Raw genomic sequence first — 17,667 nt, forward strand, 5'->3', positions numbered from 1 at the left:
CGTCCCACTCAGACCGAACGACGACACACCCGCACGCCGCGGACGATCCCGCACCGGCCACGCCCGCGACTCCGTCAGCAGCTCCACCGCACCCGCATCCCAGTCGACGTGCGGCGAACGCGTCTCCGAGTGGAGGGACTTCGGAAGTATTCCGTGCCGGATGGCCTGCACGGCCTTGATCACGCCACCGACACCGGCCGCGGCCTGGGTGTGGCCCAGGTTCGACTTCAGCGAACCCAGCCAGATCGGGTCGCCCTCCGGACGACCCTTGCCGTACGTCGCCAGAAGTGCCTGTGCCTCGATCGGGTCGCCCAGTCGGGTGCCCGTGCCGTGCGCCTCCACCAGGTCAACGTCCGTGGTCGTGAGCCCGGCGTTCTCCAGCGCCGCCCGGATCACGCGCTGCTGCGAGGGACCGTTGGGGGTGGTCATCCCGCTGGAGGCGCCGTCCTGGTTGATGGCGCTGCCCCGGATCACCGCAAGGACCGGGTGACCGTTTCGGCGGGCGTCCGAGAGCCGTTCCACCACGAGGACCCCGACGCCCTCCGAGCAGCCGGTGCCGTCCGCGTCGGCCGAGAAGGACTTGCAGCGGCCGTCCGCCGCCATGCCCCGCTGATGGCTGAAGTAGAGGAACATGTCCGGCGTCGTCATCACCGTCACGCCGCCCACCAGCGCCATCGAGCAGTCGCCCCGGCGCAGCGCCTGGCCGGCCCAGTGGAGGGCGACGAGAGAGGAGGAGCAGGCGGTGTCGACGGTGACCGCGGGGCCTTCAAGGCCCAGGGTGAAGGCCACCCGGCCGGTGACCAGGCTGCCGTCGCTCGTGCCCGGCCCGTAGTCGTGGTACATGACGCCGGCGAAGACGCCGGTACGGCTGCCCTTCAGGGAGAGGGGATCGATCCCCGCACTCTCCACCGCCTCCCAGGACGCCTCCAGCAACAACCGCTGCTGCGGGTCCATCCCCAACGCCTCACGCGGCGAGATCCCGAACACCCCGGCATCAAAATCAGCCGCGTCGTACAGAAACCCACCCTCACGCGTCACCGTACGATCCGGCTTCCCCGGCTCCGGATCGTAGATCTTCTCCACGTCCCACCCACGGTCCACCGGAAACCCCGACACACCGTCCCGGCCCTCCACCACCAGATCCCACAACTCATCCGGAGAACCCACCCCACCCGGATAACGACACGCCATACCCACGATCGCAATCGGCTCGGTGGCGTCGGCGGTGAGACGGTCGTTGGCCGCGCGGAGACGTTCGTTCTCGACCATGGTCGTGCGGAGGGCCGCGACCAGCTGCTCTACAGATGCTTCCATGATGTCCTCAGCCCTCGCTCGGGTTCCGGGTCGGGTCGGCGGACGCGAGCGCTGCGCGCACCAGGTCGTCGACGTCCATGGTCCTGATCGCTTCGCCGGCCTGTGCGGTCTCGTCGTGCGGGGCGCGCGTGCCGGAGTCGGTGGTGGGTGCGGGTGTCGCGGGTCGGGCCGCCAGGTCGAGGAGCGCGTCCAGCAGGCCGGAGCTCCTCAGTGCGTCGACCGGGATGTCCGCGAGGGCCTGCCGGATGGACGCGTCGTTCGGCGCGGGTGCGGCGTCGGCGGGCTCGTCGGGGGTGTTCTCGTCCGGTCCCGGCGGAAGTTCGTCCAGGATGAAGTCGGCCAGCACCGACGGGCTGGGGTAGTCGAACATGAGGGTGGCCGGCAGTCGGAGGCCGGTGGCCTTCTGGAGCCGGTTGCGGAGATCGATGGCGGCGAGCGAGTCGAGGCCGAGCTCCGTGAAGCCCTTGGAGACGTCGATGGTGCTGGAGTCGCTGTGGCTGACTCCGGCGACCTGTTCGCGTACGACGTCGAGCACCGTGCGGCGGCGTTCGGCCGCCCTCATGCCGGACAGCCGCTGTTCCAGGGTGAGTTCGGCGGCGGGCGCGGCCACCGCGGTGACGGCGGGTGCCCGTACCTCCTTGCGGGCGGCGGGCCGTTCCGGTGCGCCGAGCACGTCCTTCAGCAGGTGTGGCGGCTCGGTCGCGGCCTGGCGGTCGCGTTCCACCCGGAGCGGTACGAGTACCGGCCGGTCGATTTCCAGGGCTTCGTCGAGGAGGGCGAGCCCTTCGGTGGTCGGCAGGGCCGGCATGCCCATGGTGCGCATGCGCCGCAGATCGGCGTGGGTGACGCCGCCGCCGAGCCCGGTCTTCGTCTCCCACAGGCCGAACGCCAGGGAGGTCGCCGGGAGTCCGGATGCCCGTCGATGGGTGGCCAGGGCGTCCAGGAAGCGGTTGGCGGCGGCGTAGTTGCCCTGCCCGATGCCGACGACGAGTCCGGCGCAGGAGGAGAAGAGGATGAACGCCTTCAGGTCCAGTTCGCGTGTCGCCTCGTGCAGGTTCCAGGCCGCGTCCACCTTGGGCCGCATCACGGTGTCGACCTGTGCCGGGGTGAGGGCGGCCAGCAGGGCGTTGTCCATGACCGCTGCCGCGTGGACCACCGCCGTCAGCGGATGTGCGGCCGGTACGGCGGTCAGCATGGCGTCGACCGCCGCACGGTCGGACGTGTCGCAGGCCGCGAGGGTGACGCGGGCACCGAGGCCGTGCAGAGCGTCACGGAGTTCGGTGGCGCCGGGCGCGTCCTGGCCTCGGCGTCCGGCGAGCAGGAGATGGCGCACGCCGTGCCGTTCGACCAGGTGGCGGGCGACGACGGCGCCGAGGCCGCTGGTGCCTCCGGTGATCAGCACGGTTCCCTCGGCGTCCCAGGGCAGGGCCGCGGCGGGTGTCTTCGCCGGGACCCTGGCCAGCCGGGGTACGCGGACCTCGGCGCCGCGCAGGACCGCCTCGGGTTCCCCGGACGCGGCCACGGCGGACAGCGACTCGCGGGCCTTGTCGCCGCCGTCGGTGTCGACGAGGACGAGGCGGCCGGGGTACTCCTCCTGGGCTGCCCGCAGCAGCCCCCAGACCGGTGCCTGGACGAGGTCGACCGCGATGTCGCCCTCCTCCGCGGGAAGGGCGCCACGGGTGACGACCATGAGGCGGGAGCGGGCGTACCGCTCGTCCGCCAGCCAGGACTGGAGCGTGTCGAGGACCTGGCCGGTGACGGCACGGACGGCCGCCGGGACGTCGTCGTGGTCCGTGGCCTCCGGTACGGGCAGCAGGACGACGTCGGGAGCCGGGGCCCCGTCCGTCAGCGCGGCGCCGAGTGCGGACAGGTCGCTGTAGGCGGTGCCGGGGAAGGCGGCGGGGGTGCCGCCGAGCACGGCCCAGCGGTCCGTGGCCGAGGCGACGGCCGCGCCGAGGGGCAGTTGCTGGGTGACCAGCTGGAAGACGGCCTCGTGTTCGCCGCCGCCCGCCGCTGCCGCCGCGTTGACCTTGGCCGCGGTGACGGGACGGACCACGAGCGATTCGATCGTGGCGACCGGGGTGCCCGTGGGGTCGGTGAGTTCGAGCCGTACCGCGTCGGACCCTTGCGACCGGTGGGATTCGACGGCGGTGATACGCACCCGCAGGCGTGAGGAGCCGGCGGCGTGCAGGGTGACGCCGGACCAGGCGAACGGCAGCTGGGTGCCGCCGACGTCCTGGGGGCGTCGGCCGTCCATGAAGTCGGTGGCGCTCAGCGCCGCGTCGAGGATGGAAGGGTGAAGCCGGAATTCCTTCCCGACGTCCAGGGAGTCCTCCGGCAGGGAGACCTCGGCGAACGTCTCCTTGCCCCGGGACCAGATGCCGCGCAGGCCCCTGAACATGGGTCCGTAGCCGTAACCCTGGCCGGTGAGGTAGTCGTACACGCCGGAGATGTCGACCTCGGTCGCACCCGTGGGCGGCCAGTCGGCCGGGGCGGGGGCGAAGGTGCCGGCGGGGGCCGCCTGTCCGGCCCCCGGGGCGAGTACGCCGCTGGCGTGCTTGCTCCAGGGAGCGCCGGCCGGGGCGTCGTCGCGCCGGGAGTAGACGGCGAGTGAGCAGCGCCCGCCCGCGTCCGGGGCGTCGACGACGACCTGGACGGCGAGTCCGCCGTGCGGCGGGAGCGGCATGAGTGCCTCGATGGTGAGTTCCTCCACCACCTCGCAGCCGACCTCTTCACCGGCCCGGATGGCCAGTTCGATGTAGCCGGTGCCGGGCAGCAGCACGGTCCCGAGGACGTCGTGGTCGGCGAGCCAGGGGTGGGTGCGGACGGAAAGGCGCCCGGTGAGCACGACGCCGCCGGCCTCCGGGGAGGCGACCACGGCGCTGAGCAGCGGATGCGCGGCCGCGGTCTGTCCGAGGCCCGTCACATCGCCGCCGATCTGTTCGGGGGCGTCCAGCCAGTACCTGGTCCTGCCGAAGGCGTACGTGGGCAGCTCGACCCTGCGCGCGCCGCGACCGTCGAGGAGGCGGTCCCAGCCGACGCGGGGCCCGGCGACGTGCAGCCGGGCGAGGGCGGCGAGAAGGGTGGAGACCTCGGGCCGGCCCTTGCGCAGGACGGGCACGGCCAGGGTCTCGGACGTGTCGGGTGCGACGGCCTCGGTGAGTGCGCAGAGCACCGCGTCGGGGCCGAGTTCCACGAAGCGGGTCACGCCCTGGTCCGCGAGGTGGGCGACACCGTCGGCGAACCGTACGGCCTCACGGACATGGCGTACCCAGTAGTCGGGCGAGGTCAGCTGCTCCGCGGTCGCCTCGGTTCCCGTCACATGGGACACGACGCGTATCGAGGGCGCGGTGTACGAGAGTGTCTCGGCGACTTCGCGGAAGGCGTCGAGCATGGGTTCCATGAGCGGCGAGTGGAAGGCGTGCGACACGGCCAGCCGCTTCGTCCGGCGCCCCAGCGCCCCGAAGTGCCCGGCGACCGCCAGCGTCGCCCGCTCCGCCCCCGACACCACGACCGCCGAGGGGCCGTTCACCGCCGCCAGCCCCACCTCGTCGCTCAGCAGCGGAAGCACCTCCGCCTCCGTCGCCGCCACCGCCACCATCACGCCGCCGGCGGGAAGCTCCTGCATCAGCCGGCCGCGTGCGGCGACGAGTGCGGCGGCGTCCGTCAGCGACAGCACGCCTGCCACGTGCGCGGCGGCGATCTCACCGATCGAGTGCCCCGCGACCACGTCGGCCCGTACGCCCCACGACTCCACGAGGCGGAACAGCGCGGTCTCGACCGCGAACAGCGCCGCCTGGGCGAACATCGTGCCGTTCAGCAGATCCGTGTCCCGGCCCCACACCACCTCGCGCAGGGAACGGCCCAGCCGGGCGTCCAGCTCGGTGACCGCCGCGTCGAACGCCTCGGCGAACACCGGGAACGTCTCGTACAGCTCCCGTCCCATCCCCAGCCGCTGCGCGCCCTGCCCGGTGAACAGGAACGCGGTCAGGCCCTCGGCGGAGGAGGAGCGCGCCGACGTGACGGCGTCCGCGCTTTCCCGGCCCGCCGCCAGGTCGGCCAGCGCGCGCGTCGCCGTCTCGCGGTCCGCGGCCAGCACCACCGCGCGGTGGTCCAGCACCGCGCGCGTCGTCGCGAGCGAGAAGCCGAGATCCATCGGCGACTCGTCGGGGTGTGCCTCGACGTGGGCGAGGAGACGGGCCGCCTGGTTTCTGAGCGCCACCGCACTCCGCGCGGACAGCGGCAGCGGCACGACGGGCGGCGGGGCGGCGACGAGGCCGTCCGGTTCACCGTCCTCCACCGCCGGCGCCTCCTCGATGATCACGTGCGCGTTCGTACCGCTGAGCCCGAAGGAGGAGATCCCCGCGCGCCGGGGCCGGTCCTGCGCCTCCCAGGCGACCGGCTCGGTCAGCAGCCGTACGCCGCCGGCCTCCCAGTCCACCTGCGGCGACGGCTCGTCGACGTGCAGGGTGCGCGGAAGCAGCCCGTTGCGCAGCGCCATCACCATCTTGATGACGCCACTGACACCGGCGGCGGCCTGGGCGTGCCCGATGTTCGACTTGACGGAGCCGAGCCAGAGCGGGCGGTCGTCGGGGCGGCCCTGGCCGTACGCGGCCAGCAGGGCCTGCGCCTCGATCGGGTCGCCCAGCCGGGTGCCGGTCCCGTGGCCCTCCACGGCGTCCACATCGGCCGGGGCGAGGCCCGCGGCCGACAGGGCCTTGTGGATGACCCGCTGCTGGGACGGGCCGTTCGGGGCGGTCAGTCCGTTGGAGGCGCCGTCCTGGTTGATGGCGCTGCCCCGGACCAGGGCGAGGACGGGGTGCCCGTTGCGGCGGGCGTCGGAGAGGCGCTCCACCAGCAGGAGGCCGACGCCTTCGGCCCAGCTCGTGCCGTCCGCCGCGCCCGCGAACGCCTTGGAGCGTCCGTCGGCCGCCAGTCCGCGCTGCCGGCTGAAGTCCACGAAGATCTCCGGGGTCGGCATGACGGTGACGCCACCCGCCAGCGCGAGGTCGATCTCGCCGGTACGCAGCGCCTGGCAGGCCATGTGGAGGCCGACCAGGGAGGAGGAGCACGCGGTGTCGACCGTGACGGCGGGCCCTTCGAGGCCCAGCGCGTAGGCCACACGGCCGGAGGCGATGCTGCCCGCGCTGCCGTTGCCGAGGTATCCGGCCAGGTCGTCGGGGACCTCGGTGACCCGGCTGCCGTACTCGTGGTACATCACACCGGCGTACACGCCCGTCTGGCTGCCGCGCAGCGTCTCCGGGTCGATGCCGGCCCGTTCGAAGGTCTCCCAGGCCGCCTGGAGCAGCAGCCGCTGCTGCGGGTCCATCGCCAGGGCCTCGCGGGGCATGATGCCGAAGAACTCGGGATCGAACTCCGCCGCGTCGTAGAGGAACCCGCCCTCGCGCACATAGGTGCGGCCGGGGGTTCCGGGCTCGGGGTCGTAGAGGGCGTCCGCGTCCCAGCCTCGGTCGGCGGGGAAGTCCCCGATGGCGTCGACGCCGTCGGCGACGAGGTCCCACAGGTCCTCCGGGGAGCGCACGCCTCCGGGGAAGCGGCAGCTGATCGCCACCACCGCGATCGGGTCGTCGTCCAGGGCGGCGCGCGGGGCGGCGACGGGGGCCGCCGTGGTGGTCGTGCCGGTGAGCAGGGTGTCGAGATACCCCGCCACCGCGCGGGAGTTGGGGTAGTCGAAGACCAGGGTCGCGGGCAGTCGCAGCCCGGTGGAACCGGCGAGCAGGTTGCGCAGCTCCACCGCGGCCAGGGAGTCGAATCCCTGGTCCCGGAAGGCGGTGTCGGGTCCGACGGCCTCGGCGGAGGGCTGGCCGAGGACGGAGGCCACCTGGGTGCGGACCGCGTCGAGCAGGATGCGGGCCCGCTCGTCCGGGGTCGTCGCACCGGCCAGCCGGCGGTCCAGGGCGGAGGCGGCGGTGGCCGCCGCCCGGACGGTACGGCGGGCACGAGCACGGCCGCGGCCCCGCAGCAGGGCGGGCAGTTCGTCGCTGCGGGCGGCGAGCGCGGCCGGGTCGACGGTGAGGGGAACGGTGACGGCGTCCTCGGTGACCAGAGCGGCGTCGAAGAGCTCCAGGCCCCGGTCCGCGTCGAGAGCCGGCAGGCCCAGGCGGCGCATCCGCTCCAGGTCGGCTTCGGTGAGGTCGCCGCCGAGCCCGGTGCTGACGTCCCACATCCCGAAGGCGACCGATGTCGCGGGGAGCCCTGCCGCCCGGCGGTGGGTGGCGAGCGCGTCCAGGAAGACGTTGGCCGCCGCGTAGTCGGCCTGGCCCGCGGCGAGGACGAGGCCGCCGGCCGAGGAGAACATGACGAACGCGGTGAGACCGGCGTCCCTGGTCAGTTCGTGGAGGTGCCAGGCTCCCTCGGCCTTGGGCCTAAGGACGGCGTCGAAGCGTTCGGGGGTGAGGCTGCCGACCAGACCGCCGTCCGCGACCGCCGCCGCGTGGACGACGCCGCGCAGCGGGTGTCCGGCATCGATCCCGGCGAGCAGGGCGGCCAGGGCTTCGCGGTCGGCCACGTCGCAGGCGGCGATCCGGACCTGGGCGCCGAGGCCCGTCAGTTCGGTGGCCAGTGCCTCGGCACCGGGCGTGTCCATGCCGCGCCGGCCGGCCAGGAGGAGGTGGCGCACGCCGTGCTCGGTGACGAGACGGCGGGCGACGAGTGCGCCGAGGCCGCTGGTGCCTCCGGTGACCAGCACCGTGCCGTCGGTGTCCCAGGGGGCGGGCCGTACGGTCTCCGGTTCGGTGGCGCGTACCAGGCGCGGTATCCACGACTCACCGCCGCGCACCGCGGATTCGGGTTCGCCGGACGCGATCACGGCGGCGAGGGCGGACTCCGTCGCGCCGGCCTCGTCCTCGGTGTCCAGGAGGTGGAACCGGCCGGGGTTCTCCGCCTGCGCGGCGCGGACCAGTCCCCACACCGGGGCCTGGACCGGGTCCACGTCCTCGCCGGGGCGCACGGGCACGGCGCGCCGGGTGACGACGACGAGGGGTGCGGTGCCCGCTTCGGGGCCGGCGAGCCGGTCGCGTATCTCACCGAGCACGTGGCGGGTGAGGGTGCGTACGGCGTCCGGGACGTCCTGGCCGTCGGGTGCCGCCGGGCAGTGCAGGACGCTGTACGCGGCGGTGCGGCCGAGATCTTCGGCGACCGGCTCCGCCCGCTGCCAGACGATCCGGTGGAGAGCCGGGGACGGCGCGCCGGAGGCTGCCGCCAGCTGCTGGGGCGAGACGGGGCGGGAGACGAGCGATTCGACGGTGGCCACCGGTGCGCCGGACTCGTCGGCGACCATGATGGCTGACACCTCGTCGCCGCGTATCCGCTGGATGTGGACGCGGAGCGAGGGGGTCCCGGCGGCGTGCAGGGTGACGCCGTTCCAGGAGAAGGGCAGCAGGGTGGCCGCGTCGCCGGACGGGTCCGTCAGCAGGTCGGCGTGCATGGCCGCGTCGAGGAGGGCGGGGTGCAGGCCGAAGTCCGCCGCCTCGTCGCGGGCGGGGCCGTCGAGCGCGACCTCGGCGAACACGTCGTCGCCGCGCCGCCACGCCGCGCGCAGGCCCCGGAAGGCGGGGCCGTAGGCGTAGCCGCGCTCGCTCAGCCGGTCGTAGGCGGACTCGACGTCGACCGGGGCGGCGCCGGCCGGCGGCCACTGGGTGAGGTCGAAGGCGGCTTCGGGCGCTTCGCGGGTCAAGGTGCCGTGGGCGTGCCGGGTCCAGGGGGCGTCGGGGTCCGAGGAAGCGCGGGAGTGGATGCCGACCGTACGGGCCCCGGAGGGGTCCGCGGCGCCGACGACGACGCGCAGGGCGACGCCGCCCCGGGCGGGCAAGGTCAGCGGGGCTTCGAGGAGCAGTTCCTCGATCCGGCCGCAGCCGACGTGGTCGCCCGCCCGGACAGCCAGCTCGACGAAACCGGTGCCCGGCAGCAGCACGCTGCCCAGCACGCCGTGGTCGGCGAGCCACGGCTGGGTGCCGGTGGCGAGCCGTCCGGTGAGGACGACGCCTCCGTCGTCCGGCGTCGCCACGGCGGCGCTCAGCAGGGGGTGGGCGACCGCTTCCAGACCGGCCGCGTCGAGGTCGCCGGGGGCGGCGGCCGCGTCGAGCCAGTAGCGCCGGTGCTGGAAGGCGTAGGTGGGCAGGTCCGGGCCCGGGCCGGTGCCGCGGGGACCGAAGAAGAGGTTCCGGTCGACGGTGATCCCGCGCGTGTGGGCCCGGCCCGCGGCGGTCAGGACTTCGCGGGCCTCGGGCCGGTTCCGTCGCAGCGCGGGGATGAAGGCCGTCTGGTCCGGGTCCTGGACGCAGTCCTGCGCCATGCCGCTGAGCACGGCGTCCGGGCCGATCTCGATGTACGAGGTGACGCCGCGGGCCTCGAGGAATCGGATCGCGTCGGCGAAACGCACCGCTTCACGGACGTGCCGCACCCAGTAGTCCCCCGCGCCCCATTGCGGCGCCAGGTCCCCGGAGACGGCCGACACCACGGGAATCGACGCCGCCCCGGTCGACAGCCCGGCCACCACGGTGCCGAACTCGGCCAGCATCGGCTCCATCAGAGGCGAGTGGAAGGCGTGCGACACCCGGAGCGTGCTCGTCCTGCGGCCCTGTTCCGCGAACGGCGCCACGAGGGCGCGGACCGCCGCCTCCGTGCCCGAGACGACCACGGCACGGGGGCCGTTCACCGCGGCGACACCCACCTCGGCGTTCAGCAGCGGAAGGACCTCCGCCTCCGTCGCCTCCACCGCCACCATCGACCCGCCGGACGGCAGGGCCTGCATCAGCCGGCCGCGTGCGACGACGAGTTCGGCCGCGTCGGCGAGGGACAGGGCACCGGACACATGGGCGGCGGCGATCTCACCGACGGAGTGGCCCACCAGGAAGTCCGGGCGGACGCCCCAGGACTCCAGCAGCCGGAACAACGCCGTCTCGACCGCGAACAGCCCGGCCTGGGCGAACATCGTCCCGTTCAGCAGACCGGCGTCCTCACCCCACACCACCTCGCGCAGGGAACGCCCCAGCCGGACGTCCAGCTCCGCCACGACGGCGTCGAACGCCTCCGCGAACTCCGGGTACGACTCGTACAGTTCACGGCCCATCCCGAGGCGCTGCGCGCCCTGCCCGGTGAAGAGGAAGGCGACCTTGCCCTCACTGACCGCGTCCCGGACCGGTCCGGCTCCGGAGGCCAGCGCCTCCAGGGACGCGGCGAGTTCACCGCGGTCGGCACCGAGCGCCACGGCCCGGTGGTCCAGGGCGGCGCGGGTCGTCGCGAGGGCGTGGCCGGTCGCGGCGAGGGCGTCGTCGGGGACGGACGCGAGGTGGTCGAGCAGCCGCGTCGCCTGGGCGTTCAGCGCCTCCGGGGTCCTCGCCGAGAGCGGCCAGGTGATCAGGTCATGGGCGGACGCGGCCGGCTCGGGCTCGTCCGGCGTGGTGGCGCCGGCGGGGGGCTCCTCGATGATCACGTGGGCGTTGGTGCCGCTGATGCCGAAGGACGACACCCCGGCGCGACGCGGCCGGCCGTGCGCGGGCCAGGTGGCGGGTGCGGTCAGCAGGGCGACGGCGCCGGACTCCCAGTCCACCTGCGGCGACGGCTCGTCGGCGTGCAGGGTCGCGGGCAGGGTGCCGTGCCGCATGGCCTGCACCATCTTGATGATGCCCGCCACACCGGCCGCGGCCTGGGTGTGGCCCATGTTGGACTTGATGGAGCCGAGCAGCAGGGGGGTGCCGTCCGCCGGGCGCTCCTGGCCGTAGGTCGCCAGCAGCGCCTGGGCCTCGATCGGGTCGCCGAGGACGGTGCCGGTGCCATGGCCCTCGACGGCGTCGACCTCGGCCGGGGTCAGGCCGGCGACGCTCAGGGCGCGGCGGATGACGCGCTGCTGGGCCGGTCCGTTGGGTGCGGTGAGGCCGTTGGAGGCCCCGTCGGAGTTCACCGCCGAGCCGCGGACGATGCCGAGGACGCGGTGGCCGTTGCGCTCGGCGTCGGAGAGCCGCTCCAGCAGGAGCATGCCGACGCCCTCGCCCCAGCCGGTGCCGTCGGCGCCGCTGCCGAACGACTTGCACCGCCCGTCCGCGGCCAGGCCGCGCTGCCGGCTCATGTCGACGAACGTGTCGGGGGTGGACATGACGGTGACGCCGCCCGCGAGGGCTAGGCCGCAATCGCCGCGGCGCAGGGCCTCGGCGGCCCAGTGCAGGGCGACGAGGGAGGACGAGCAGGCGGTGTCGACGGTGACGGCGGGGCCTTCGACGCCCAGGGTGTAGGCGACCCGTCCGGACACCACGCTGGCGAGGCTGCCGTTGCCGTGGTAGCCGGCCACGTGCTCGGGCAGCGGGCCGAGCCGCAGTCCCCAGTCGTGGTACATCACACCGGCGAAGACACCGGTGTCGCTGCCGCGCAGGGTGTGCGGGTCGATGCCCGCGCGTTCGACGGTCTCCCAGGCGATCTCCAGCAGCAGTCGCTGCTGGGGGTCCATGGCCTGCGCCTCGCGGGGGCTGATGCCGAAGAACTCGGCGTCGAAGCCGGCCGCGTCGTAGAGGAAGCCGCCCTGGTCGGTGAGGCTCTTGCCGGGTGTGCCGGGGACGGTGTCGTGGATGTCGGCGGCCCAGCCGCGGTCGGTGGGGAAGGCCGAGACGACATCGCGTCCCTCCGCCACGAGCTGCCACAGCTCCTCGGGCGAGGTCACCCCGCCGGGGTAGCGGCAGGCCATGGAGACGATGGCGATGGGGTCGTCGGAGACGGCGGCGGTGGCCCGGGCGGGCAGGGCGGTCTGCCGTTCCGCGTCGCCGCCGAGCCGGGAGGCCAGGTGGTCGGCGAGGGCACCGGGCGAGGGGTAGTCGAAGACGAGGGTGGCCGTCAGGGGCAGGCCCGTGGCGGAGCCGAGGCGGTTGCGGAGTTCGACGGCAGCCAGGGAGTCGAAGCCCATCTCGTTGAAGGCCCGCGTGGTGACGACCCGCTCGGGTCCGTCGTGTCCGAGGACCGCGGCCACCTGCGTACGGACCAGATCGAGGAGGGCCTCGCCGCGCTGCGCCCGGGTCAGACCGGCCAGGCTGCGCGCGAGGGACCGCTCGACGCTGACCCCGCCGCCTCCCACCGCGCGGCGCGGTGCGCGGACCAGGCCGCGGAGCAGCGGCGGGACGTCACCGGCGCGGGCGTTGAGCGTGCGCAGGTTCAGCCGTACGGGCAGGACGGCCGGGTGGCCCGGGGTGGCGGTCGCACGGTCGAGCAGCGCGAGGTTCTCCGCGACGGACAGGGGCTGGAGGCCGAGGCGTTCGATGCGCCGCAGCGCGGCTTCGTCGAGGCCTTCGCCCATGCCGCCGGTGCCGGTCCACAGCCCCCAGGCCAGCGAGGTCGCGGGAAGTCCGAGGGCGGCGCGGTGGGTGGCCAGCGCGTCGAGGAAGACGTTGGCGGCGGCGTAGTTGCCCTGGCCCGCGCCGTCCAGGACGGTGGCGGTGGAGGAGAACAGGACGAACGCCGACAGGTCGCTGTCGCGGGTGAGTTCGTGGAGGTTCCAGGCCCCGTCGGCCTTGGGCCGCAGGACGGTGTCCAGGCGGGCGTCGTCGAGGGAGTCGACCAGGGCGTCGTCCAGCACCCCCGCCGCGTGCACCACGGCGCTCAGCGGCAGCCCTTCCGGTACGGCGGCCAGGGCGCCGGCCATCGCGTCGCGGTCGGCGGCGTCGCAGGCGGCGATCACGACCTCGGCACCCAGCGCGGTCAGCTCGGCCCGGAGCTCCTCGGCGCCCGGGGCGTCCGCGCCCCGGCGGCCGGTGAGCAGCAGTCCGCGTACCCCGTGCGCGGCGACCAGGTGCCGGGCGACCGTGGCGCCGACACCGCCGGTGCCGCCGGTGATCAGGACGGTGCCGTCGGTGCGCCAGGGGCCGGCGGGGTCCGGTGCCTGTGTGGTCCGGGTCAGCCGAGGTACGTACAACCGGCCGTCACGCAGGGCGATTTCGGGCTCGTCCGTACCGGCCGTGAGGCGCAGCAGTTCGTCCGTGCCGAGGGAGCCGTCGGTGTCGAGCAGGAGCAGCCGGCCGGGGTGTTCGGCCTGGGCCGAGCGCACCAGGCCCCAGACGGGCGCCTGGGCCAGTGCGGCCGGCTCGCCCTCGGTGGCGGCGACGGCCCCCCTGGTGAGGACGGTGAGCCGGGCTGTGGCGGAGCGCTCGTCGGCAAGCCACTCCCGTACGGCCGTGAGCGTGGTGCCGAGGACGGTACGGACTTCGGCCGCGATGTCGGACCCCGAGGGTTCCGGGCAGATGTGGAGGCGGGCTTCGGGGTCCGGCTCGGTGGCGGCGGGGGCCGGCAGCGGGGTCCACCGGATGTGGTGGAGCGCGTCGGGGTGGGCGGTGGCGGCCAGTTGGCCGGTGGCGACGGGCCGTACGAGGAACGAGCCGACGGAGGCCACCGGGGCGCCGTCGGCATCGGCCAGCTCGATGGCGACCTCGTCGGTGCCGGTCGCGGTGACGCGGGCCCGCAGCGTGGTGGCACCGGCGGCGTGCAGGGTGACCCCGGTCCAGGCGAAGGGCAGCAGGACGCGGCCGTCCGGGGTGCCGGTGGGTGCCGCGGCGAAGTCGGTGGCGTGCAGGACCGCGTCGAGGAGCGCGGGGTGGAGCCCGTAGGCGGAGGCGGGGTCCCCGGCCGTGTCGGGCAGCCGGACCTCCGCGCACACCTGGTCCGGTCCGGTCCTCCAGACGGCTCGCAGCCCGTGGAAGGCGGGTCCGTATCCGTAGCCCTGCGCGGCCAGGTCCCCGTAGAGGCCGGTGATGTCGACGGGCTCGGCGCCGGGGGGCGGCCAGGTGCCCGCCGCGAAGTCCTCGGCCGGCTGCCCGGCGGGGCCCCGGGGGGCGAGGCGGCCGGTGGCGTGACGGAGCCAGGGGGCGTCGGCGGGGGCGTCCTCGTCGCGGGAGTAGAAGGTGAGGGCGCGCAGCCCGGCGGGGTCGGGGGCGTCCACGACGATCTGGAGGGCCACGCCGCCCGTGGCGGGCAGGGTGAGCGGGGCCGCCATGACGAGCTCGTCGAGGTGTTCGCAGCCGGTCTGTTCCCCGGCCCGGACCGCGAGGTCGACGAACGCGGTGCCGGGCAGCAGGACGTGGCCGTCGATCACGTGGTCGGCGAGCCAGGGGTGCGAGCGCAGGGAGACCCGTCCGGTGAGGACGGCGCCGCCGGTGTCCGCGAGCCCGACCACCGCGCCCAGCAGGGGGTGGTCGGCGGCCATCTGGCCGAGGGCGGTCGCGTCCTGGGCGGCGCCGGGGGCGCTCAGCCAGTACCGCTCGCGCTGGAAGGCGTAGGTGGGCAGGTCGACGCGGCGGGCGCCGGTCCCGGCGAAGAAGGCGTGCCAGTCGACGCGGGTGCCGCGGGTGTGGGCGACGGCCAGGGCGCCGAGCACCTGCCGCGGTTCGTCGTGCCCGCGCCGCAGGAGCGGGGTGAAGACGGCGGACGGGCCGGCACCGGCGCGGCCCATGGCGCAGAGCACCGGGTCGGGGCCGAGTTCGAGGAAGGTGGCGACGTCCCGTTCGGTGAGCGAGGTGAGGGCGTCGTGGAAGCGTACGGGGGCGCAGATGTGCCGCACCCAGTGCTCGGGGTCGGTGAGTTCGGCGGCGGTGGCGAGCCGGCCGGTGAGGGCGGAGACCACGGGGAGCTTCGGCGCGCGGTAGGAGAGGATCCGGGCGACCTGCCGGAACTCGTCGAGCATCGGCGCCATGAGCGGGGAGTGGAACGCGTGGCTGACCCGGAGCCGCTTGGTGCGGTGGCCGTCGGCCTCCAGCCGGCCGGCGAGGGCGGTGACGGTGCCCTCGTCACCGGACAGGACGACCGAGCGGGGGCCGTTGACCGCGGCGATGGAGACGGTGTCGCGGCAGTCCGTGAGGAGCGGCGCCACCGTCTCCTCGGCGGCCTCCACGGCGATCATGGCGCCGCCCTCGGGCAGGGCCTGCATCAGCCGGCCGCGTGCGGCGACGAGGGTGGCGGCGTCGTCGAGCGAGAGCACTCCGGCGACATGGGCGGCGGTCAGCTCACCGATGGAGTGCCCGGCCACGTAGTCGGGCCGGACGCCCCAGGACTCCAGGAGCCTGAACAGGGCGACCTCGACGGCGAAGAGCGCCGCCTGGGCGTACATGGTCCGGTCCAGCAGGGCCGCCTCGGGGGTGTCCTCGTCGGCGAACAGGACGTCCCACAGGGAGCGGTCGAGCTGGAGGTCGAGATAGCCGATGGCGTTGTCGAGGGCCTTGGCGTAGACGGGGTAGGCGTCGTACAGGCGGCGCCCCATGGCCAGGCGCTGGCTGCCCTGGCCGGTGAAGAGGAAGGCCGTGGAGCCGCTGGTGGCGACCGAGGTGGTCACTTCGGGGGTGTCGCGGCCGTCCGCCACGGCGCGCAGTCCGTCGAGGAGGCCCGCGCGGTCCCCGGCGAGCACCACGGCACGGTGGGGAAGCGCGGAGCGGGTGGTCGCGAGGGAGTGGGCGAGGTCGAGCGGCCGGACGCCCGGGGTGTTCTCGATGTGTGTCAGCAGGCGGCGCGCCTGGTCGCGCAGGGCGGCGTCGCTCTTCGCGGAGAGGGCCGCCGGGAGGGGTCTGCCGTCCTCGTCCGGGGTGTCGGAGTCCGCGATCCCGTCCTGCTCGTCCCGGGCCGGCGGCTCCTCCACGACGATGTGGGCGTTGGTGCCGCTGACGCCGAAGGAGGAGACGGCGGCCCGGCGGGGGCGCTCGCCCGGCTCCCACGGCACGGGTTCGGTCAGCAGCCGGACCTCTCCCGCCGTCCAGTCGACGTTGGGCGAGGGCGCGTCCACGTGCAGTGTGGCGGGCAGCAGACCGTGACGCATGGCCATGATCATCTTGATCAGCCCGGCCGAGCCCGCCGCCGCCTGGGTGTGCCCGATGTTGGACTTCACCGACCCGAGCCAGGCCGGTCCCGTGGTGCGTTCCTGTCCGTAGGTGGCGAGCAGCGCCTGGGCCTCGATGGGGTCGCCGAGCGTCGTGCCGGTGCCGTGCGCCTCGACGGCGTCGACCTCACCGGCGGTGAGTCCGGCGTCCGCGAGTGCCTGGCGGATGACCTGGCGCTGGGCCCGGCCGCTCGGTGCGGTCAGGCCGTTGGACGCGCCGTCCTGGTTGATGGCCGTGCCGCGTATGACGGCGAGGACCGGGTGGTTGTTGGCGCGCGCCTCGGAGAGGCGTTCCAGGACGAACACGCCGGCGCCTTCGGCGAACGCGGTGCCGTCCGCCGCCGCGGCGAACGCCTTGACCGTGCCGTCGGCCGCGAGACCGCGCTGCCGGCTGAACGCGGTGAACACCCCGGGGCTCCCCATGACGGCGACCCCGCCGGCCAGGGCGAGGGTGCACTCGCCGCGCCGCAGCGACTGGACGGCGAGGTGGAGGCCGACCAGCGAACCGGAGCAGGCGGTGTCGACGGTCAGCGCGGGGCCTTCCAGACCGAGCGTGTAGGCGACCCGGCCGGACACCACGCTGGGCGCGTTGCCGCTGAGCAGATAGCCGTCGAGGCCGTCGGGTGCCTCGTGCAGGCGCATCGCGTATTCCTGGGGCTCCGCGGCGACGAAGACGCCGGTCCGGCTGGAGCGCAGGGTCTGGGCGTCGATCCCGGCCCGTTCCAGGGCCTCCCACACGGTCTCCAGCACCAGACGCTGCTGCGGGTCCATGGCGAGGGCTTCGCGGGGGCTGATGGAGAAGAACTCGGCGTCGAACTCGGCGGCGCCGGAGAGGAATCCGCCGTGCCGGGCATAGGTGGTGCCGGGGGTCGCGGGGTCGTCGTCGAAGAGTCGGTCGAGGTCCCAGCCGCGGTCGGCGGGGAAGTCGTCGCGGATGTGGGTGCCTTCGGCGACCAGCCGCCACAGGTCGTCGGGCGACGACACGTCACCGGGGTAGCGGCAGCCGATGCCGACGACCGCGATCGGATCGTCGCTGTCGTGGCCCGGCGCGACGACCGGGTCGGGCAGGTCGGGCAGCCCCAGGGCCTCGGTGCGCAGATGGGCGGCGAGTGCGGCCGGTGAGGGGTGGTCGAAGACGACGGTAGGGGGCAGCGCGAGGCCGGTGGCCGCCGTCAGCCGGGCGTGCAGGGCCACCAGTGCCACGGAGTCCAGCCCCAGCTCGCGGAAGGCGCGGGCCTGGTCCACGGGCTGCGTGGTCTCCGGCCGGGTCTGCCGCAGGACGGCCGCGGTGTTCTCGCGCACCAGGTCCAGCAGGACCCGGGTCTGCTCCGAGGTGGGGAGGGATTCCAGCTCACGCACGAGTGCGGCCTGCCGCTCTGTGCCCCCGTCCGGCACACCGTCGGTGCCAGAGACGAAGTTTCCGGACTCAGTCATCTGCACTCCACACAATTGTCGCCCGTCGCCGGACTGAATTCACCAAGGAACCGCACCACTGC

2 protein-coding genes are annotated in these 17,667 nt (G+C 74.5%); both read right to left on the reverse strand.

Features of this window, described 5'->3' with window-relative positions:
• Positions 1 to 1,317, reverse strand: a 1,317-nt coding sequence (locus FKN01_RS21405) for a beta-ketoacyl synthase N-terminal-like domain-containing protein (RefSeq protein WP_313906169.1), incomplete at its 3' end; no start/stop codon positions are given.
• A 4-nt stretch (positions 1,318 to 1,321) separates the two neighbouring features.
• Positions 1,322 to 17,605 (reverse strand): type I polyketide synthase, encoded by a 16,284-nt coding sequence (locus FKN01_RS21410; RefSeq protein WP_143623043.1) that lies wholly within the window; start codon positions 17,603 to 17,605, stop codon positions 1,322 to 1,324.
• Between the last annotated feature and the right edge of the window lie 62 nt (positions 17,606 to 17,667).

This window comes from Streptomyces sp. 130 (assembly GCF_007096885.1).
Lineage (GTDB): Bacteria > Actinomycetota > Actinomycetes > Streptomycetales > Streptomycetaceae > Streptomyces.